Origin of the sequence: Altererythrobacter sp. B11 (assembly GCF_003569745.1) — a bacterium.
In the GTDB taxonomy this organism is placed as follows: Bacteria; Pseudomonadota; Alphaproteobacteria; order Sphingomonadales; family Sphingomonadaceae; genus Croceibacterium_C.
In genome coordinates, this window is the sequence record NZ_AP018498.1 from 2,094,977 (window position 1) to 2,115,426 (window position 20,450).

Sequence of the window (20,450 nt, forward strand, 5' to 3'; positions counted from 1 at the left end):
GCACGAACATGATTTCCTATCTCGAATTCGAAAAACCCGTTGCCGCCCTGCAGGAGCGGATTGCCGAACTCCGCGCTGCCGGCGGCGACGATGTCGACATTTCTTCCGAGCTGCAGAAGCTGGAGAAGAAGAGCGACGATCTGCTCGCGCAGGCCTATGCCTCGCTCACGCCGTGGCAGAAGACGCAGGTCGCCCGCCATCCGCAGCGCCCGCATTTCCGCGACTACGTGGACCACATGTTCACCGACTTCATGCCGCTGGGTGGGGACCGCCATTTCGGTGAGGATGAAGCGATCATGGGCGGCTTTGCCACGCTGAACGATCGCAAGGTTATGCTGATCGGGCATGAGAAGGGCAACGACACGCAGAGCCGGCTCCGTCACAATTTCGGCATGGGCAAGCCCGAAGGCTATCGCAAGGCGATCCGCCTGATGGAACTGGCCGGCCGCTTCGGCCTGCCGGTGGTGACGCTGGTGGACACATCGGGCGCCTTCCCCGGCATCGAGGCGGAAGAGCGGGGGCAGGCGGAAGCCATCGCCCGTTCCACCGAGGCTTGCCTGGCGCTGCCGGTGCCGATGGTGGCGGCAATCGTGGGCGAGGGCGGTTCGGGCGGCGCGGTGGCGCTGGCGAGCGCGGAACGGGTGCTGATGTTCGAACACGCCGTCTATTCGGTGATCTCCCCTGAAGGTTGCGCCTCGATCCTGTGGCGCACGGCGGAAAAGGCCCCGCAGGCGGCGGAGGCGATGAAGATGACCGCGCAGGATCTCATCGGGCTCGGCGTGATCGACCGCATCGTGCCCGAGCCGGTCGGCGGAGCGCATCGCGATCCGGCGCAGGCGGCGGGGGCTCTCGCCGGTGCGCTGGAAGAAGAGCTGGACATGCTCGGCGGGAAAAGCGCCAAGCAATTGCGCCGCATGCGCGAGGATCGCTTCCTCAAGATCGGCGCGTCACCTCGCACGCGCCGGGGCTGAACGGGAACCTGCGACGGGGGCTGCTGGTTTTGCGGGGCAAAAGACGGATGGCGTGCCGCCATCCCTTGCCATGGGGGAACAAGACATGACAGCTATCCGCCCTTTCCTGAGCCGGGCCCTCTTCGCCGGCTGCGCCGCCGGTGCGCTGGGCGCCTGCGCCACCGTTCCGGGCGCCGGCATTGCCCCCGGGACGCCCATTACCCCCGCGGAAGCGCAGCAGGGCGCGCAGTATCACGAGCAATTCGTCCGCGAATTCGGGGGCGAAGTCAGTGGGCCGCAGGCGGATTATGTTGCCAGCGTCGGCCAGAAGATCGCAGTGCAATCCGGCCTCGCCACCACGCCCGGCGCCTTCGACGTGACGCTGCTGGATAGTTCGGTGAACAACGCCTTCGCCGTGCCGGGCGGCTATGTCTATGTAACGCGCCAGCTCGTCACGCTGATGAACAATGAGGCGGAACTCGCCGGCGTTCTCGGGCACGAGGTCGGCCATGTCTCCGCCCGCCACTCAGCCCGTCGGCAGCAAGCGGCGCAGCGCAACCAGCTGCTCGGTGTGTTGGGCTCAGTGCTGTCCGGCGTTTTGCTGGGGGATTCGGCGCTGGGTGATCTCGGGCAGCGGGTGGCCTCCACCGCGCCGCAGCTGGCGACCCTCAGCTATTCCCGTTCTCAAGAGCTCGAGGCGGACGACCTCGGCGTGCAATATCTCGAAAGCGCCGGCTACGATCCCCACGCGATGGCGACCGTGCTGGCGAGCCTGGCCGCGCAGAACTCGCTGGATGCGCAGCTGCAGGGGCAGGGGGACGCCACCGTTCCGCAGTGGGCCTCCACCCACCCCGACCCGGCCAGCCGCGTGCAGAACGCGCTCCAGCTTGCGGGCAATCGCACCGGGGCTACCAATGCCGATGTGTTCCTGACCCGGATCGACGGCCTGGTCTATGGTGACAGTCCCAAGCAGGGCGTGATCGAAGGCCGCAGCTTCATCCACCCCGTGCTGCGGCTGAGCTTCACCGCACCCGATGGCTTCTACATGGTCAACGGCTCGGATGCCGTGTCCATCAGTGGCAGCGGCGGGCAGGCGCAGATGTCGGGCGGCAGCTATTCAGGCAATCTGGAAACCTATGTCCGGCAGCAGTTCCAGGCGCTTGGCGGGCAGAACAGCACGCTCGCGCCGCAGGAGATGAAGCGCACGACGATCAACGGCCTGCCGGCTGTCTATGGCACGGCACGCGTGACCAGCAGTGGCAACCAGGTGGATGTGGCGGTGTTCGCCTACGAATTTTCGAACACGCAGGCCTTTCACTTTACCGCCATCGCCCCGGCGGGTCAGATCGGCATGTTCAACCCGATGTTCCAGTCCATGCGGCGGATTTCCACCGCCGAGGCGGGGCAGGTGGTGCCGCGGCGGATCGATGTGGTGACGGCGGGGCGGGGCGACAGCGTGCGCAGCCTGGCCGCGAAAATGGCGTACACCGACGCGCAGGAAGCGCGCTTCCGCGTGCTCAACGGGCTTTCATCCTCCGATCAGGTGGTGCCGGGGCGCAAGTACAAGATCGTCATCCGCAGCAACTGAGCCGCGGAATGCGTGCAAAGAAAAAGGGCGGCGAGTTGCCTCGCCGCCCTCTTCTTGAACCGAAGCTCGATCTTACGTCGCGGCCGGGGCCGGAGTGTTGGTCGTGGCCAGCTTGTCGCCCACCGTGGTGAACGTCTCGCTCAGCTCGCCGCCGAGGCTCTGCATGGCGGTGATCGCGGCAACGGCGATCAGGGCGGCGATCAGGCCGTATTCGATGGCGGTGGCGCCCTGCTCGTCACGGAGCAGCTTGTTGAAAAACTTCATGGTGGTCTCCTAGTCTCTCTTCGGTACCCGACTTGAACCCCCGTTTCGCGGATCAAGTGACTGTACTATTAGGGGCGATGTGTTGATAAATGCCTAACCCATCACCGCGTGTACTTGCTCGCGGATCGTGGTCCAGATTTCGATCGTGCCATCGGCCACGCCCTGCAGCGCCGCCATCATCGCGATCACGATCAGCGCCACGATCAGCCCATATTCGATGGCCGTTGCGCCGCTTTCGTTGCGCAGGATGGTCTTCAAGAACTGGGCTGCTCGCACCGCAAGTGTCCCCCGATTAACGGTCCGGTAGCGCGGCTTTTCCCATCACATCACTAAGGAAGCGTTGATGAGTGCGGCGGAAATGGCAGGGAATCCGACGGTGATGCTCGTGGTTGCCGCCGCGATCCGCGACGGGGAAGGCCGCCTGCTGCTGCAGCAGCGCCCGCTGCACAAGCGACACGGCGGGCAGTGGGAGTTCCCCGGCGGCAAGGTCGAACCCGGCGAAAGCCCGCGGCCCGCGCTGGCGCGCGAGATCGAGGAGGAACTGGGCGTGGCGCTGGATATTGCCGCGATGGAACCGGCGGGCTTCGCCGAGGAGAGCGGCGCGAACGGCGTTTCGGCGATCGTATTGTTTCTTTACACCTGCCGCGCTTTCGCCGGTGAGCCCACGGGCCGCGAGGGCCAGAACTGGGGCTGGTTCACGCTCACCGAGGCGGCCGAACTGGACCTTGCCCCCATGGACCGCGCTTTGTTGGCGAAACTTCGCGAATGACTGTTGCCAAGCCGGAAACACCTGCCTATGTGGCGCCCTCCAAGCGCGCCCGTAGCTCAGCTGGATAGAGCACCAGACTACGAATCTGGGGGTCAGAGGTTCGAATCCTTTCGGGCGCGCCATTTTCCTACATCACTGCTTTTCGCGCTCGATGATGGCGCCCTTTTGCGGTTTCAGGCCCTTCAATCCCTTTGCCGAATACCCTAGGTAGGCGGCGAGCAGGCCGGAGAAGCAATTGTCGAAACAGGTGGAACCGGCCGAGGAGTTCGATGATAGCTCGGCCGAACCCGGTGTCTGGCGGTATGCCATGGCACGCCGGGTCAGCGTGATCGTCGACGCGGAAGATTATTTCGCGCTGATGCAGGATGCGATGTTGCGTGCGCGCCAGCGAATCCTGCTGATCAGCTGGGATTTCGATACGCGCATCCACCTGATCCGCGGCCGTCGCTGGTGGCAGAAGGGCCGGGCGCGCCAGTATCCCTCGCGCCTCGGCAGCTTCATGGTCTGGCTCAAGCGTCATCGCAAGGATCTGGACATCCGCATCCTCACCTGGGGATTCGGCTTCCTGATCTTCCTTACGCGCGGCGCCATGGTGTTCGACCTTATCCGCTGGGGCATCAATCGCCGGATCGATTTCAAGCTCGACAGTGTCCATCCGATAGGCTGCAGCCATCACCAGAAGATCGCGGTGATCGACGATGCGCTGGCGGTGTGCGGCGGCATCGACATGACCCATGCACGGTGGGACACGCGGCTGCACGAACCCGCAGACCCGCGCCGTTCCGGGCCGGATGGCAAGCTCCACGGGCCGTGGCACGACCTGACCATGATGATGGAAGGGCCGGTGGCGTGTGAACTGGGTGTCCTCGGCCGCGATCGCTGGCGCAGGGCCGGAGGGAAGCCGCTTGAACCTGCGCGTCCGGCCGAGCACGATGTGTGGCCTGAAGCGCTGGTTCCGCAATTCGAGAACGTGGAAGTGGGCATTGCTCGCACCCGGGCGGAATATAATGGCTCGCCGGGGGTGCATGAGATTGAGGAACTGTTCCTCCAGCACATCGCCCGGGCCAAGCGGTTCCTGTATATCGAGAACCAGTATTTCGCCTCCCGCATGATCTCGGAGGCCTTGGCCGCGCGGCTGCAGGAAGAGGATCCGCCGGAGATCGTCGTAGTGCATCCGCTGAGTGCCAATGGCTGGGCGGAAGCCCATGCGATGGACCCGGCGCGGGATGGGCTGGTGCGGGTGCTGCAGGAACTCGATAGCCACGGTCGGTTCCACATCTACATCGCGCGCTCGGGCAACGAGACGATCTATGTGCACGCGAAGCTCCTGATCGTGGATGACGAAATCCTCCGCGTGGGCTCGGCCAATTTCAACAATCGCTCGATGCGGCTGGACAGCGAATGCGACGTGTTCATCGATTGCGCCCGGCCTGCCAATGAAGGCGTGCAGGAGAATATTCGTGCCCTACGGTATTCCCTGCTGGCGGAACATTGCGGGTTGTCGGAAGATGAGGTCGGCCCCCTGCTGGAGGAGGCAGGCGGCTCCATGGCGGAGATGATCGCCCGGCTGGGCGGAGGCCGGCGGCTTCGGCTGGAGCCCTTCGTGCCGCGTAAACTGGACGAGATCGAGCGCCAGATCGTGGACAACGAACTGCTCGATCCCGAAGACCCTTCGATGATGTTCCACCCGGCGAAGCGAGGACGTGGCCTTTTCCGTCCCGGCAGCCTATTGGGGCGCGCCAAGCGCAAGCTGGATGCTTTGGACAGAAGGCGTCGGAAGAGATGAGTAGCCTGGTTGGACCCGATGAAGATGATGGCCGCGGCAAGATGCCGGTGCCGGACGATGTGCAGGATGCGATCCGCACCCTCATTCGCTGGGCGGGGGACGATCCCGCCCGCGAAGGGCTGATCGATACGCCCGCGCGCGTTGCGCGCGCGTGGAAGGAATATTGCGTCGGCTATGAGGAGGATCCTGCATCCCACCTCAGCCGCGTGTTCGAGGAAGTGGGCGGCTATGACGAGATCGTGCTGCTGAAGGACATTCCCTTCCAGAGCCATTGCGAGCATCACATGGCGCCGATCATCGGCAAGGCGGCGATCGCCTATCTCCCCACGAACCGGGTGGTGGGCATTTCCAAGCTCGCCCGCGTGCTGCACGGTTTCGCCCGGCGGCTGCAGATCCAGGAACGGCTGACGGCGGAAGTCGCCCAGTGCATCTGGGACAATCTGGAACCCCGCGGCGTGGCCGTGGTGATCGAGGCGAGCCATGCCTGCATGACCGCGCGCGGCGTGCGCACGCCGGGCGTCAACATGGTCACTAGCCAGGTGATGGGCACCTTCCGCAGCGATCACAAGAGCCGGCAGGAAGTCCTGCAGCTGATGGGCTATTGATGGGCCTAGCCCACCCTTTTCGGAGAATGATGGAATGACTGCGCTGCTCGTGCGCGGCGGCCCCCGGCTGTCGGGCAGGATTGAACCTTCGGCCAACAAGAACGCGGTGCTGCCGGTTCTCTGCGCGACGCTGCTGACGGATGCGCCGGTGACGCTGCGCAACGTGCCCGAAATTACCGATGTGCTGCGGATCGTGGAGTTCTTCGGAGAGCTTGGCTCCACCGTCACTTGGGACAAGGCGGCCAAGCGCCTCGACATCGATCATTCCACCGTGCGTAAGACGGCCAAGGCCCGCCTGCCGCAGGCGATGCGCGCCTCCATCATGATGATTCCCGGCCTCCTCGCCCGTCTCGGCGAAGCGCGGCTGGAGCATGAGGTGAAGGGCTGCACGCTGGGCGCGCGCGAGATCGATCCGCATGTCGCCGTGTTCCGCGCACTCGGTGCCCAGGTGGCGCAGGAAGGCCCTGAGATCGTGTTCCGCAGCACGGGGAAGGGCCAGGCCACGCGCATGTGGCTCGAATATGCCTCCGTCACCACGACCGAGAACTTCATCCTCAGCGCGCTGACGGTGAAGGGCACCTCGCAGATCGTGAATGCCGCCTGCGAACCGCATGTGCAGGAAATGTGCAGCTTCCTGGAGCTGCTCGGCGCGCCGATCATCGGCAAAGGCACCTCCATGGTTTCGGTGGAAGGCGGTAAGGAACTGGGCGGCGCCGATTACACCTTCATCGAGGATTTCCACGAGATCGCCACCTTCCTCGCGCTGGCGGCGGTGACGGGCGGCGACATCGCGGTGCGCAACGCACATCCCGAACATTTCATGCTGATAGACCGCACTTTCGAAAAGTTCGGTGCCGAGGTGAAGCATGAGAATGGCTGGTCGCGCCTGATCGCGCCGGAGCGGCTGAAGGTGGAGGAGAACTTCACCTCGCACCTGATCACCAAGGTGGAAGCCGCGCCATGGCCCTATATCCCGGCGGACCTGCTGCCGATCTTCATCGCGCTGGGCGTGAAGGCCGAAGGACAGACCATGTTCTGGAACAAGGTCTATGAAGGCGGTCTCACCTGGCACACCGAACTATCGCTGTTCGGGGCGCATACGCTGCTGTGCGATCCGCACCGGCTGATTACCTTCGGCGGCAACCACCTCGCGCCGGCCACAGTCACCTCGCCCTATATCATTCGCGTAGCGATCGCTCTGCTGATGGTGGCAAGCTCGGTGGAGGGCGAATCGCGCATCCTCGATGCCGATCCGATCCGCCGCGCGCATCCCGGCTTCGTGGACAATTTCGTCGCGCTCGGCGCCGACGTGCAGTGGGAAGCCTGAGACCTCCTGCACCCTGATACGAAAAAGGGGCGCCGTTGCGGGCGCCCCTTTTCATTTGGTCTGCGAAGGATCTCAGAGCTGGCCGAGCATGTGCTCCGCGCTGCTCACCTTGAAATCGCCGGGCTGTTCCACGTTGACTTCGGTCACCGTGCCATCGTCCACGATCAGCGAGAAGCGCTGGCCGCGCTTGCCCATGCCGAAGCCGGTGCCGTCCATCACCAGGCCCAGTGCTTCGGCGAAGTCGCCATTGCCGTCCGCCAACATGGTCACGTCGTCGCTGCCGGAAGCCTTGTTCCAGGCGCCCATCACGAAAGCATCGTTCACCGCGGTGCAGACGATCTCGTCCACACCCTTCGCCTTCAGTTCGCCTGCCTTGTCGACGAAGCCCGGCAGATGCTTGGCCGAGCAGGTGGGGGTAAAGGCGCCGGGGACGGAGAAGAGAGCCACCTTCTTGCCGGCGAAATACTCGCCGCTCTGCACCTTCTGCGGGCCTTCGGCTGTCGCCTTGACCAGCGTCACGTTGGGCAGCTTGTCTCCCTTGGAAATCGTCATGAGCGAAATATCCCTTCCTGTTTGGTTCCGTCCAGCCGCGTAGATAGAGACTGCCGGGCAGGGCGCAACCGGGCGATGCGGCGAAGCGCCCGCTGCGTGCCCTGCATGGCGCCGGCGGGGTTTACCTCGTGGTGGGAGAGCGTATATGCCCCTTGCAACAGCGCCGCGTGGAGCCCCGGCTGCGCTTTCACCCCAAATCTCAGGAGAAGTGTAAGTGGCGACTCTGGCTGCCGAACAGGATTACATCGTGAAGGACATCTCGCTGGCCGAATACGGCCGGGACGAGATCGCCATCGCCGAAACCGAAATGCCCGGCCTGATGGCCACGCGTGAGGAATATGGCGCGAGCAAGCCCCTGAAGGGCGCGCGCATCACCGGCTCGCTGCATATGACGATCCAGACCGCGGTGCTGATCGAAACCCTCGTGGCGCTGGGCGCCGAGGTCCGCTGGGCGACCTGCAACATCTTCTCCACCCAGGATCACGCCGCGGCGGCGATTGCGGATCAGGGCATTCCGGTGTTCGCCATCAAGGGCGAGAGCCTGGCCGATTACTGGGATTATGTCGGCCGTATCTTCGACTGGGGCGATGACACCACCGCCAACATGATCCTGGACGATGGCGGCGATGCCACCATGTTCGCCCTGTGGGGCGCGCGGGTGGAAGCCGGCGAAAGCCTGCCCGAACCCGGCAATGCCGAGGAGATCGAATTCCAGCGCGCGCTCAAGGAATTCATCAAGCGCAAGCCCGGCTATCTCACCCAGTCGGTGAAGAACATCCAGGGCGTTTCGGAAGAGACGACCACCGGCGTCCACCGCCTCTATCACCTCGCCAAGCAGGGCAAGCTGCCGTTCCCGGCGATCAATGTGAACGACAGCGTCACCAAGTCGAAGTTCGACAACCTCTACGGCTGCAAGGAATCGCTGGTCGATGCGATCCGCCGCGCGACGGACGTGATGCTGGCCGGCAAAGTGGCCTGCGTCGCCGGCTTCGGCGATGTCGGCAAGGGTTCGGCCGACAGCCTGCGCAATGGCGGCGCACGCGTGATGGTGACGGAAATCGATCCGATCTGCGCCCTGCAGGCGGCGATGGAAGGCTATGAAGTCGTCACCATGGAAGAGGCGGTGAAGCGGTGCGACATCTTCGTCACCACCACCGGCAATGAAGACGTGATCACGGCCGAGCACATGAAGGCGATGAAGCCGATGAGCATCGTGTGCAACATCGGCCACTTCGATTCGGAAATCCAGATCGGCGCCCTGTCGAACTACGAATGGAAGGAAGTGAAGGCGGGCACCGATCTGGTGACCTTCCCCGATGGCAAGCAGATCATCGTGCTGGCCAAGGGCCGGCTGGTGAACCTGGGCTGCGCCACCGGGCACCCCAGCTTCGTGATGAGCTGTTCCTTCACCAATCAGGTGCTGGCGCAGATCGAGCTGTTCACCAAGGGCGATGAGTACGACAAGGACGTCTATGTCCTGCCCAAGCACCTCGACGAGAAGGTGGCGGCGCTGCATCTCGACAAGTTGGGCGTGCAGCTGACGAAGCTGACCCAGAAGCAGGCGGATTACATCGGCGTGCCGGTGGAAGGGCCGTTCAAGCCCGATCACTATCGCTACTGATTGCATGGCTGTTGCGAGCTCCCGCCCCGGCGGGAGCTCGCCTTTCCTGCGCATGGCTGTGTGGAGCGTGCCGCCGGCCATTGCATCCGCTCCGCGCCGGTCATAGCTGACAGGCATGGAGTTCTCGCCCACTGCGCTGGTTTTGCTCGGCTTGCTGCTCGCGGGCTGGACTTCCGGGGCCGTGTGGCTTGTGCTTGCGGCGCAGAAGCGTGCGCGACAGGCGCGCGCCGCCCGCGGCACGGCGCGCCGCCTCACCCACATGATCGAAAATTCGCCGGCGGTTCCCATGCTGGTGCGTGCGGACGGCCGGATCGAGGGGCCGGATCGCCTTGCTGCGTGGCTGGGGCTTGAACAATTGCCCGATTTCCTCAGCGAGCTGACCGACGGCTCGGCCGGGCTCGAGGCAGAGGACCTCGCCTATCTGCGTGAGGCGGTGCGCCGCGCGCAGAAAACGGCATCGCCCTTCCGCATGGTGGTGACCCCGCAAGGTTCGAACAAAAGCCTCGCCGTGCGTGGCTATCTGGCCGATCCTGCCGTGGCGGCGGGCGGGGCGGCGCTGCTGTGGTGGTTCGACTTTTCCGAGAGCCAGGGCGAGCTTTCCCGCCTGCGGGCCGATGCGCGGCGCGCGCGGGACGATTTCGCCGCGCTGGTGGGGCTGATCGAAGCCGCGCCCTTGCCGATGTGGTTCCGGGGCGATGACAGTCAGCTGCGCCTGGTCAACAGCGCCTATGTGGACGCGGTGGGCGCGGAAAGCGCCGACGCGGTGGTGGAACATCAGATCGAGCTGATCGAAGTGGTGGACGGCCTCTCCGCCGCGCAGGTGGCCAGCCATGCGCGCGACAAGGATCTGCCGGTGGAGCGGATCGTGCAGGCGACCGTGGGCAACCAGCGCCGGACACTGCGCGTCAGCGATCTCCCGCTCGGCAAGGAGGGCGTCGCCGGATACGCCTTCGATATCGAGGAGATGGAGGAGCAGTCCCGCGCCTTCCGCGCCTTCCGCGAGGCGCAGCGCTCCATGCTCGATCTCCTTTCGATCGGCGTGGCGCAGTTCGACACAGACCGACGGCTGGCCTTCGCCAACCAGCCCTTCCGCCGCCTGTTCGCCTTGCCGGGTACCACGCTGCTCGATCCGCCGGACTTCGACCGCTTCCTCGATATTGCTCGCGATGCCGGTCGCCTTCCCGAAACACGCGATTTCCCCGCCTGGCGCAAGGAACTCGGCGCGTGGTTCGCGAAGGGCGACGCCACTGAGGATGCCTGGACCCTGCACGACGGGATGCATCTGCGCATCGTCGCGCAGCCCATGCCGGACGGGGGGCTGGTGCTGGTGGCCGAGGACCGGTCCGAGCAGTTGGCCCTTTCCGCCATGCGTGACACGCTGCTGCGGACGCGCACGGCCACCTTCGACAGCCTGTTCGAATCGCTGGCCGTCTTTGCGCCCGACGGTCGGATGCAGCTGTGGAACCGACGCTTCCCTGAAATCTGGGGCGTGCCGGAGGAGTTCCTCGACGAACATCCGCGGGTGGATGATCTGCTGGAGCGGATCGCGGTACGGCTCAAGCGGCCGGGCCAGCGAAGCGCAATCGGCGAAGTGGTCCGCGCGGCCACGCTCGATCGCCGGCAGCGCGGCGGCCGGGTGGAGCTTTCCGATGGCCGCACGCTGGAATTTGCGGGCGTGCCGCTGCCTGACGGGAACGGCCTCCTGACCGTGCTCGACGTCACCGACAGCAAGAAGGCGGAAGATGCCTTGCGCGAACGGGCGGTGGCGCTGGAAGAGGCCGACGCGGTGAAGACGCGCTTCCTCGCCAATATGTCTTACGAGTTCCGCACGCCGCTCACTTCGATCGGCGGCTTCGCCGAAATGCTGCAGTCGGGGATGGCGGGTGAACTCACCCCCACGGCGCAAGACTATGTCGCGGCGATCATCACCTCGGTGGAGCGGCTCTCGACCCAGATCGAAAGCGTCTTGGACCTGACGCAGAGCGAAGTCGGACTGCTGCCCATCGCCACGGAGGAGGTGGAGCTTCTGCCGTTCGTGACCGAGGTGGTCCGCGAGCGGGAGGAAGCAATCGAAGCGGGCGGGCTGTCGGTGGATCTGCGCGGCGATCGCACCGCAGGCAAGGTGATGGCGGACAAGCGGCAACTGGCCAAGGCGCTGGGCAATATTCTGGACAACGGCATTTCGGCGACGCCCAAGGGCGGCCGGATCCTCATCACGCTGGCGCGCCAGCGGCGCGGGGTGAAAGTGGTGGTCTCCGACAATGGCGAAGGGATGAGTCCCTCCGAACTCGCCCGCGCAATGGACGGCTATCAGATCGGGCCGGATGGCAAGCCGGCCAAGCGCCGCGGCGGGCTGGGCCTGCCGCTCGCGCGGCAACTGATCGAGGCGCACGGCGGCAAGCTGGAGCTGCAGTCCGAAAGGGGCATCGGCACCACGGCCACGATTTCCCTGCCGTGATCTTCGATTGCCCCGATCTTTCGGCAATGGAGGCCTTGGGCGCGCGCATAGCGGCGCAGCTGCAGGCCGGCGATGTGGTGGCGCTGGAAGGCGGGCTGGGTGCGGGCAAGACCACGCTCGCCCGCGCAATCATCGCCGCGCTTGGGCATGTCGGGGAAGTGCCGTCCCCCACCTTCACCATTCTTGAAACCTATGATCCGCCTGCCGTGCGCCTGCCGCTGGTTCATGCCGATTTCTACCGCCTCCGCGATCCGGCGGAGGTGGAGGAACTTGGGCTGGACGATTATCGCAGCGACGCCGCACTGCTGGCGGAGTGGCCCGATCACGCCGGAGGCTTCGCGCATGAGCCAGGCTGCCTCTCCGTCCGGCTGGAAATCGCCGGGGCAGGCAGGAAGGCGATTGTCGAAGCCGGTGCCAATTGGCAAAGCCGTTTCCCATGAGCGAGAGACTGCCCGAAGGGCTGGACGAATTCCTGGACGATGCAGGCTGGGGCGGCGCGGTGATCGAGCCGCTCCCCGGCGATGCCAGCTTCCGGCGCTATTTCCGCATCCGCAACGGCGGGCAAAGCGCGATGCTGATGGACGCACCGCCGCCCAATGAGGATCCGGCGCCGTTCCTCCACGTGGGCAAGTGGCTGGCGGAACAGGGTCTGCGTGCCCCGGGCATCTATGCCGAGCGGCCGGAGCAGGGCCTGGTGCTGATCGAGGACTTCGGGCAGGATCGCATGCGCGACTGGCTGGATACGCATCCGGACGAGGAGCGTGCGGTCTATGCCAAGGCGGTGGACGCGCTGGTGGAACTGCATCGCTGCCCGCCGGGGCCGTTCGACCCCTATGACATGGCCGTCTATCTCCGAGAGGCGGAGCTGTTCGTGGAATGGTATTGCCCGGCGGTGGGCCTCGCCGTGGATGGTGCGGGCTTCCGCGCTGCGTGGGAGGCGGTGCTGCAGCCCATGCTGCCGCGCCAGCGCCCCGGCGTGACCGTGCTGCGCGACTATCATGCGGAAAATATCATGCTGCTGGCCGATGGCGCGCAAGGCCTGATCGACTTCCAGGACGCGCTGGTCGGGCATCGGGCCTATGATCTCGTCTCGCTGCTGCAGGACGCGCGGCGCGATGTTTCGCCCCGGCTGGAGCGGGAGATGCTCGATCGCTACATCGCCGCCGCCGCGCCGGATGCGCAGTTCGAGGCTGACTACGCGCGGCTGGGCGCGCAGCGGAACGCCAAGATCGTCGGCATCTTTGCGCGGTTGTGGAAGCGTGACGGCAAGCCGCGCTACCTGCCGATGATCCCGCGCGTATGGGATGCGCTGGAGCGTGATCTGGCCCATCCGGAGCTGGCGCCGGTGGCGGAATGGTTCGCCGCCAATGTCCCGCAGCATCTGCGCGATGCGGGCGGGGGAGAGATCGCGTGAGCCGCCTCGCTTCCGATACCGCCATGGTGCTCGCCGCCGGGCTGGGCAAGCGGATGCGCCCACTCACCGCGACGCAGCCCAAGCCCCTGGTGCGCGTGGCCGGCAAGCCGCTGATCGACCACGCGCTGGATCGGCTGGCGGAGGCGGGCGTGGCCCGCGCGGTGGTGAACGTGCACTACCTTGCCGATGCGCTGATCGCCCATCTGCAGGATCGCAAGGCGCCGCAGGTGACGATCTCGGATGAACGGGCGCAATTGCTGGAAACCGGGGGCGGGCTGATCCGGGCGGCCGATCTCCTGCCCGATCCGTTCTTCTGCGTGAACAGCGACAATATCTGGCTCGACGGCCCCTATGACGTGTTCCGCCAGCTGAGCGAAGCCTGGGATCCGGCGGCGATGGACGCGCTGCTGCTGCTCGTCTCGCACACCGGGGCGCGCAATTTCCGCGGCAAGGGGGATTTCCACATGGCCCCCACGGGGCGGCTGATCCGCCGTCGCTCGGGCCGCGTGGCGCCCTTCGTCTTCACCGGAATCCAGCTGGTTTCCAAGCGTTTGCTGCGCGACGCGCCGGATGGCCCTTTCTCGACCAATGTACTGTGGGACCGGGCGATTGAGGAAGGCCGGCTTTACGGCCACGCCTTCAGCGGCGAATGGTTCGAAGTGGGCGATCCGCGCGCGATCGCGCCCACGGAAGCTGCCCTGGCCGGTGTCTGAACCTTCGTCCCTGGAGAGGGCGCCGAAGGTCTATTCGATAGCCGCCCATCGCGGCTTCGCCGATGCGCTGGTGGCCGGGCTGGTGCCGCGTTACGCCGATCCCGAAGTGGGGCTCGCCCGGCTGACCCTGCTGCTTCCCAGCAGCCGTGCGGCCCGCACGGTGAGCGAAGCCTTCATCCGCCATTTCGGCGCAGCCGAAGCGCCCGGCCTGCTGATGCCGCGCATGGCGGTGGTGGGCGATCTGGACCTCGACGAGACGCTGGGCGCGCTGCTCGATCCGCTGGGCGCCGGCAGCGAGATTCCACCGGCCGTCGATCCCACGCGCCGCTGGCTGCGGCTCGCACGCATCATCGCGGAAGAGCGCGGGGCAGAGGCGCCGAAGGGCAGCGCGCTGCTGCGCCTCGCCTTCGAGATGGGCCGCACGATGGACCGGCTTCTGGTCGAGGAGATCGGGCCGGAGGAACTGCTGCAGGAACGGGTGATCGGCCTGCTCGGCGATCTGTCCGAACATTGGCGTGGCAGCCTGCATCTGTTCATGCGCGTGCAGGCGCGCTGGCTGGATGAGCTGATGGCGCGTGGAGAGCTCGATCCGGCGGATCGGCGCAACCGCCTGTTCCGCCACGCCGCACGCAGCTGGCGCCGCGATCCGCCTGCGACTCCGGTGGTGGCGGCCGGCGTGACCAGCGCGGCGAAGGGCGTGGCGGCGCTGCTGCGCGCGGTGGCGCGCCTGCCGCAGGGGGCGGTGGTGCTGCCCGATCTCGACCTCTCCATGGACGATGCCGTGTGGGAGGAGCTGGGCAGTGCCGGCGCGCCCGATGCGGAAACGCCCTTCGGCCGCGACGACGCGGTGACGCATCCGCAATATCACCTCAAGCTGCTGCTCAACCGCATGGGCGTGGCGCGGGGTGAGGTGCAGCATTGGCACCGCGCCGGGCTTGGCAAGGGCCCGCCGGAGCGCAGCCATGCGATCTCCAGCCTGTTCCTGCCGCCGGAGGCCAGCAAGAGTTGGGTCGATCTCCCGGCGGAGCGCAGGCGGCTTTCCGGGGTGCGCCTGATGCAGAGCGCCAATCCCGAGGAAGAGGCGCAGGCGATCGCCCTTCTGGTGCGGGAAACGCTTGAAGAGAAAGAGAAACGCGTCGCCCTCGTCACGCCCGATCGCGGCCTCGCCGCGCGGGTGGTGCAGCATTTGCGGCGCTGGCATGTGGTGGCGGATGACAGCGCCGGGCGGCCGCTGTCGCAAACCGCCGCCGGCCGCCTGTTCCTGCTGTTGGCCGAAGTCGGCGCGGAACAGGCTGCGCCCGTGCCGCTGGTGGCGCTGCTCGAGCATCCGTTGGTGCGGCGCGAGCAGGACCGGGCCGAGTGGCTGGAGCATGCGCGCGCCTTCGAGCTGAAGCTGCGCGGTCCGCGGCCCGCGCCGGGCCTTGCCGCGCTGCGGCCCTATGCCCGGCGCCACTTCGACTGGTGGGAGGAAGTGGAAGCCATCCTCGCGCCGCTGATGGCAGCCGAAGAAGCATCCCTGGCCGACCTGCTCGACCGCCTCGTGATCGCGGGGGAGGCGCTGTGCGGTGACGCGCTGTGGGAGCATGAGGATGGCCGCGCGCTCGCCAGCTTCGTGGAGGAACTGCGCCAGCAGGCGCGCGAGGTCGGCCTTCCGCTCGCGCCGGACGATCTCCCGGCCGTGCTGCGCGATGCGATGGACCGGGTGGCGGTGCGACCGCCCTATGGCGGCCACTCGCGCCTCGCCATCTACGGCCTGCTCGAATCGCGCATGACACGCAGCGATCTGGTGATCTGCGCCGGTCTGAATGAGGGCACCTGGCCCGCCGCGCCGGCGGCCGATCCGCTGCTCGCCCCCGCCGTGCTGCGCGCGCTGGGCGTGCCGGACGCCGATTTCCGCATCGGCCTTGCCGCGCATGACCTTGCCGGTGCGCTGGGCGCGCCGGAAGTGGTGCTGAGCCGGGCGGAACGCGATCCCTCCGGCCCGGCCATAGCCTCGCGCTTCTGGCTCCGCGTTGGGGCCTTGCTGGGGGACGATCTGGCGGAGCGGCACGTCGATCAGGGCCCCGTGCTCCTCGCCCGCGCGCTGGACGATGCGCGGCCCGTGCCGCCGCATCCGCAGCCGGCCCCGCGCCCCACGGCCGAACAGCGCCGCGTGGACGTGTCGGTGACTGCGCTGGACAATCTGATTGGCGATCCGTTCCAGTTCTATGCCGCGCGCATCCTGCGCCTGCGCGCCCTCGATGCGCTGGATGCGGAGCCGTCCCCCGCATGGCAGGGCACGCTGGCGCATGAAATCCTGCGCCGCTGGCACGACGAGGGCGGGGACATCCACGCCATCGCGCAGGAGGAACTGCGCGCCATGAACGCCCACCCGCTGATGCGGGGGCTGTGGCAGCCGCGCCTGTTCGAAGGCCTGCGCTGGGTGGCGGAGGAAGTGGGCGCCATGCAGGGGCGCGAAGTGATCGCCGTAGAGAAGGACTGCGAGATGCGCGTGGATGGCGTGCGCATCCATGGCCGCGCCGACCGGATCGACCGGCTGCCCGACGGCACGCTGGCCGTGGTCGATTACAAGACCGGCGCGCCGCCTTCCGCCGCGGAAGTGGCGAAGGGCTATCGCCTGCAACTCGGGCTGGTGGGGCTGATCGTCCAGGCCGGCGGAGTGGCCGGCGTGGATGGCGAAGTGACCGGCTTCGAATATTGGTCGCTGGCGAAACGGCGCGGGGGCGAGGGCTTCGGCTATGCCGACACGCCGCTGCAGGTAGGGAACAAGCGCAGCGGCCTGTCGCCGGAGGAGTTCCTGCCCGAAACGCGGCACTATCTGCACGATGCGATCACCGGCTGGATCCTGGGCGACCGGCCGTTCACCGCGCGGCCCAATCCGGATTTCCCCGGTTACAATGATTACGACCAGCTGATGCGGCTCGACGAATGGATGGGGCGGGAGGAATGAGCGACAAGGTCTTCCCGCTGAAGGGCAATCAGGCGCTGGCGGTCGATCCGGCGGACAGCGTTTGGCTTTCCGCCTCGGCCGGTACGGGCAAGACGCAGGTGCTTTCGGCCCGCGTGCTGCGCCTGCTGCTGCGGCCCGATGTGCGGCCGGAGCAGATCCTGTGCCTCACTTTCACCAAGGCCGGCGCGGCGGAAATGGCGGAGCGGGTGAACGCCGTGCTGGCCGGCTGGGTGCGCATGAAGCCCGAGGCTCTGTCGCGCGACCTGATTGCCATCGGTGCGGACAATTCGCCCGCCGCGCAATCGCGCGCGCGCACCCTGTTCGCCAGTGTGCTCGATTGCCCCGGCGGCGGCCTGCGGATCGACACGATCCATGCCTTCTCGCAATGGCTGCTGGCGGCCTTCCCGGAAGAGGCGGGGCTGATCCCCGGCACCAAGGCGATGGAGGACCGCGATCGCGATCTGCTGGCGCACCGCGTGCTGGCCGATCTGCTGGTCCGCTGGCAGCAGGAAGGCGACGAGGCGATGCTGGGCGCGCTGGAGGTGCTGTCCCTGCGGCTCGGCCCCGATGGCGCGCGCAGCTGGCTGATGCGCTGCGCCGGCGCGCGGGAGGCGTGGTTCGGCCCCGGCAGCTGGCAGGAACCGATGGATGAGCGGGTGCGCCAGCTGTTCGGCCTGGCGGCGGATGCGGGGCCGGAAAGCCTCGCCGCCCTGTGCGCCGATGGGGCGTTCGATTGCGCCGCGCTGCGCCGCTGCATCGCCGCCAATGCGGCGTGGGGCACCAAGACGGGGCTGGAAGGCGCCGCTGCCTGCGAGGAATGGCTGGCGCGCGATCCCACCGGGCGGGCCGCCGCGCTGGACGATCTGTTCAAGGCGCTGTTCACGCAGAAGGGCGAAGTGCGCTCGCTGAAATCGCTCGAAAAGCAGGATGCGGATATCGCCGGCCACGCCGCCTGCGTGCTGGCCTGTCTCGCCGCCGCGCTGGAGCATCGGGCGCTGCTGGGGCTGGCGGATTATGTCACCCCGGCGCTCAGCGTCGGCCGCCGCTTCGCACTCGCCTGGGAAGAGGCGAAGGAGCGCGAAGGGATGGTCGATTTCGACGATCTGATCCGCCGCGCGGCGGAGTTGCTCGCGAAGCCCGGCCTCGGCGAATGGATTCGCTACAAGCTCGATCGCAGCTTCGATCACATCCTGATCGACGAGGCGCAGGACACCAATGAAGCGCAATGGTCCATCGTCCATGCGCTGACCGACGATTTCTTCGCCGGTCTGGGGCAGCGTGGCGACAAGCTGCGCACCATCTTCGTGGTGGGCGATTACAAGCAGGCGATCTTCCGCTTCCAGGGCACCAGCCCGGAAAATTTCAGCCGCGCGAAGGAACGGTTCCGCCGCGCCATGGCGGATCGGGCGGCCAATGCCCGGCAGCTGCGCGAGAATATCGATGCGCGCGAACTGGTCGATCTCGGCCTCGGCCGCTCCTTCCGCACGGCGCAGCGTGTGCTGTCTTTCGTCGATCAGGCGATCGGTTCCATCGGCCACAGCCATTTCGGCCTGTCGGACATGCCGGAGCCGCATGTGGGCGATGAACGCCCCGGCCTCGTCACCCTGTGGCAGCCGGTCGATGCGGCGGCGGGGGATGAGGCGCAGGAGGATGCGCCCGACACCTGGCTCCCCGCGCCCGAGCGGCGGATGGCGGACAAGATCGCGCGCCAGATCAAGGAAATGATCGGCACCTTTCCGCTGGCCAAGGGTGAACCGCGCATGGCGGGGCCGGGGGACATCATGGTGCTGGTGCGCAAGCGGCGCGAGCTTGCCGGGCTGATCGTCGCACGCCTCCATGCGGCGGGCGTGCCGGTGGCGGGTGTGGACCGGCTGCGGCTGGGCGCGCCGCTGGCGGTGAAGGATCTGATGGCGGCGCTGCGCTTCGCCGCGCAGCCGCTGGACGATCTCAGCCTCGCCGGCCTGCTGGTATCGCCGCTGTTCGGCTGGAGCCAGGAGCAATTGCTGCGCCATGGGTATCGCGAAAAGGGCGTGGCGCTGTGGGCGCATCTGCGCCAGAGCCGCGAGCCCGAGGCGATGGCGGCGGTCGCCATGCTGCGCGACTTGCTGGCCCTGGCGGATTTCGAGCCGCCGCAGGCGCTGCTGCACTGGCTGCTGGTGGGGCCGTGGCAGGGGCGGCGCAAGCTGGTGGCGCGGCTGGGCCGGGAAGCGGGCGATCCGATCGACGAATTGCTCAACGCCGCGCTCGCCTATGCCAGTTCGCATACGCCGAGCCTGCAGGGCTTCATCCAGTGGTTCGATGCAGGGGAGGGGGAGTTGAAGCGCGATCCCGGGGCCGGGGCGGGGCTGGTGCGGGTGATGACCGTGCATGGTTCCAAGGGCCTGCAGGCGCCGATCGTGATCCTCGCCGATGCCACCGGCAATCCGGACAATTCGCCCGTACGCGGGCTATCGCTGCGCGATGGGGAGCGCGAGATCCCGCTGCCCGGCCTGCGCAAGCCCGAGAAGGTGCAGCGCATCGCCGCGGCGGAAGAGGCGGAAAAGCTGGCGGAGCGGCAGGAGCACTGGCGCCTGCTCTATGTGGCCATGACCCGGGCGGAGGAGGCGCTGTTCATCGGCGGCGCGCTCGGCCCGCGCGACAAGGGCGAGCCCGCGCCGGACAGCTGGTATGCGCGTCTGGCGCCACTCTTCGCCGGCGATTGGCTGGACGATCCGATCTGGGGCGCGCGGCGCGAACTGGGCGAGTGCGCGCCGGTGGTGGCGGGGCAGGGGCAGCAGGAATTGCCCATGCCCCCTGTGCTGCCCGTTTGGGCCACGACGGCAGTGGGGCCAGAGCCGCGCCCGCCGCGGCCGCTGGCTCCCTCGTCAGCGGGGGAAGATCAGGGGGCCGATCCGCCCTTGCCGCCCGAAGTCACGGCAGCTGCTGCACGCCGGGGCGTGCTGATGCACCGCTTGCTCGAACGGCTGCCCGAAGTCGCGCTCGATCTGCGGGAGGAGCGGGGCAGCGCATGGCTGGCACGCAATGCCGCCGATGTGGCGGAGGACCAGCGGGCGGATATGCTCGCCCGCGCGCTCGCCGTGATCGCCGCGCCCGAATGGGCCGAGCTGTTCGGCCCGGCGGCTCTCGCCGAAGTGCCGCTGGCGGCAACGGTGGAGGGGCAGGTGATCGCCGGCACGGCCGATCGCCTGCTGGTGACGGCGGAGCGTGTGCTGGTGGCCGATTTCAAGACCGCGCGGCGCCCGCCGGCAACGCTTGCGGAAGTGCCGCTGGGGACGATCCGCCAGATGGCCGCCTATGCCGCGGCGCTCGCCACGATCTATCCCGGCCGGCGGATCGAGGCGGCGGTGCTCTACACCCAGGTCCCGCGCCTCATCGCCATTCCCTCGGAGATGCTCGCCGCCCACAAACCCCGCTTGGCTACGGTGCAGGAAAGCTTGGACAGCTAAATGCTTG

17 protein-coding genes and 1 tRNA gene are annotated in these 20,450 nt (G+C 67.1%); 14 read left to right on the forward strand and 4 right to left on the reverse strand.

The window, feature by feature from the left end; genetic code table 11:
• Positions 1–8: 8 nt before the first annotated feature.
• Positions 9–971 carry an acetyl-CoA carboxylase carboxyltransferase subunit alpha gene (locus tag AEB_RS09985; protein WP_119083060.1) on the forward strand — a complete coding sequence of 321 codons (963 nt, stop codon included), beginning with the start codon at positions 9–11 and terminating at the stop codon, positions 969–971.
• A gap of 85 nt (positions 972–1,056) precedes the next feature.
• On the forward strand, positions 1,057–2,538 hold the full coding sequence (locus tag AEB_RS09990) for a M48 family metalloprotease (protein WP_231958660.1): 1,482 nt from the start codon (positions 1,057–1,059) through the stop codon (positions 2,536–2,538).
• A gap of 72 nt (positions 2,539–2,610) precedes the next feature.
• Here the strand turns inward: AEB_RS09990 and AEB_RS09995 are convergent, their stop codons facing one another.
• Positions 2,611–2,802, reverse strand: a complete 192-nt coding sequence (locus AEB_RS09995) for a Flp family type IVb pilin (protein WP_119083062.1) — start codon at positions 2,800–2,802, stop codon at positions 2,611–2,613.
• A 93-nt stretch (positions 2,803–2,895) separates the two neighbouring features.
• Entirely contained in the window at positions 2,896–3,060 is a 165-nt protein-coding gene (locus tag AEB_RS10000) for a Flp family type IVb pilin (protein WP_231958661.1), read from the reverse strand.
• An 85-nt stretch (positions 3,061–3,145) separates the two neighbouring features.
• Between AEB_RS10000 and AEB_RS10005 the strand changes: the two genes are divergently transcribed.
• Positions 3,146–3,571, forward strand: a complete 426-nt coding sequence (locus tag AEB_RS10005; protein WP_231958662.1) for a (deoxy)nucleoside triphosphate pyrophosphohydrolase — start codon at positions 3,146–3,148, stop codon at positions 3,569–3,571.
• Between the two features lie 45 nt (positions 3,572–3,616).
• Positions 3,617–3,693, forward strand: a tRNA-Arg gene (locus tag AEB_RS10010).
• A 10-nt stretch (positions 3,694–3,703) separates the two neighbouring features.
• Here the strand turns inward: AEB_RS10010 and AEB_RS18160 are convergent.
• On the reverse strand, positions 3,704–3,880 hold the full coding sequence (locus tag AEB_RS18160; RefSeq protein ID WP_172593054.1) for a hypothetical protein: 177 nt from the start codon (positions 3,878–3,880) through the stop codon (positions 3,704–3,706).
• On the opposite strand from AEB_RS18160, the gene AEB_RS10015 reads away from it, so the two are divergent.
• Genes AEB_RS10015 through AEB_RS10025 form a run of 3 tightly spaced genes read left to right on the forward strand, consistent with a single transcriptional unit; the run spans position 3,879 to position 7,289 of the window.
• The gene (locus AEB_RS10015; RefSeq protein ID WP_119084576.1) at positions 3,879–5,357 is read left to right on the forward strand and encodes a phospholipase D-like domain-containing protein; all 1,479 of its coding nucleotides are present in this window, start codon (positions 3,879–3,881) and stop codon (positions 5,355–5,357) included. The genes AEB_RS18160 and AEB_RS10015 overlap by 2 nt on opposite strands.
• Positions 5,354–5,962 (forward strand): GTP cyclohydrolase I FolE, encoded by a 609-nt coding sequence (gene folE, locus AEB_RS10020; protein ID WP_119083064.1) that lies wholly within the window; start codon positions 5,354–5,356, stop codon positions 5,960–5,962. Before AEB_RS10015 ends, folE begins: the two co-directional genes overlap by 4 nt.
• 34 nt (positions 5,963–5,996) lie before the next feature.
• Positions 5,997–7,289 carry a UDP-N-acetylglucosamine 1-carboxyvinyltransferase gene (locus AEB_RS10025; RefSeq protein ID WP_119083065.1) on the forward strand — a complete coding sequence of 431 codons (1,293 nt, stop codon included), beginning with the start codon at positions 5,997–5,999 and terminating at the stop codon, positions 7,287–7,289.
• A 72-nt stretch (positions 7,290–7,361) separates the two neighbouring features.
• Here AEB_RS10025 and AEB_RS10030 read toward each other — a convergent pair whose 3' ends face one another.
• Entirely contained in the window at positions 7,362–7,841 is a 480-nt protein-coding gene (locus AEB_RS10030) for a peroxiredoxin (RefSeq protein WP_119083066.1), read from the reverse strand.
• A 214-nt stretch (positions 7,842–8,055) separates the two neighbouring features.
• On the opposite strand from AEB_RS10030, the gene ahcY reads away from it, so the two are divergent.
• The 7 genes from ahcY to addA all read left to right on the forward strand — a co-directional run bounded on the left by ahcY (position 8,056) and on the right by addA (position 20,443).
• Positions 8,056–9,462, forward strand: coding sequence for an adenosylhomocysteinase (ahcY, locus tag AEB_RS10035; protein WP_442858035.1), 1,407 nt, complete (start codon positions 8,056–8,058; stop codon positions 9,460–9,462).
• Between the two features lie 115 nt (positions 9,463–9,577).
• Complete coding sequence (locus AEB_RS10040; RefSeq protein WP_119083067.1) at positions 9,578–11,920, forward strand: PAS domain-containing sensor histidine kinase; 2,343 nt, start codon at positions 9,578–9,580, stop codon at positions 11,918–11,920.
• Between the two features lie 26 nt (positions 11,921–11,946).
• Positions 11,947–12,360, forward strand: a complete 414-nt coding sequence (tsaE, locus tag AEB_RS10045) for a tRNA (adenosine(37)-N6)-threonylcarbamoyltransferase complex ATPase subunit type 1 TsaE (RefSeq protein WP_172593185.1) — start codon at positions 11,947–11,949, stop codon at positions 12,358–12,360.
• Positions 12,357–13,334, forward strand: a complete 978-nt coding sequence (locus AEB_RS10050) for an aminoglycoside phosphotransferase family protein (RefSeq protein WP_119083069.1) — start codon at positions 12,357–12,359, stop codon at positions 13,332–13,334. The genes tsaE and AEB_RS10050 overlap by 4 nt, the downstream gene beginning before the upstream one ends.
• On the forward strand, positions 13,331–14,047 hold the full coding sequence (locus AEB_RS10055; RefSeq protein ID WP_231958663.1) for a nucleotidyltransferase family protein: 717 nt from the start codon (positions 13,331–13,333) through the stop codon (positions 14,045–14,047). Before AEB_RS10050 ends, AEB_RS10055 begins: the two co-directional genes overlap by 4 nt.
• Positions 14,040–16,997 (forward strand): PD-(D/E)XK nuclease family protein, encoded by a 2,958-nt coding sequence (locus AEB_RS10060; protein ID WP_172592936.1) that lies wholly within the window; start codon positions 14,040–14,042, stop codon positions 16,995–16,997. Before AEB_RS10055 ends, AEB_RS10060 begins: the two co-directional genes overlap by 8 nt.
• Positions 16,994–20,443, forward strand: coding sequence for a double-strand break repair helicase AddA (addA, locus tag AEB_RS10065; RefSeq protein WP_119083071.1), 3,450 nt, complete (start codon positions 16,994–16,996; stop codon positions 20,441–20,443). Before AEB_RS10060 ends, addA begins: the two co-directional genes overlap by 4 nt.
• Positions 20,444–20,450: the final 7 nt, after the last annotated feature.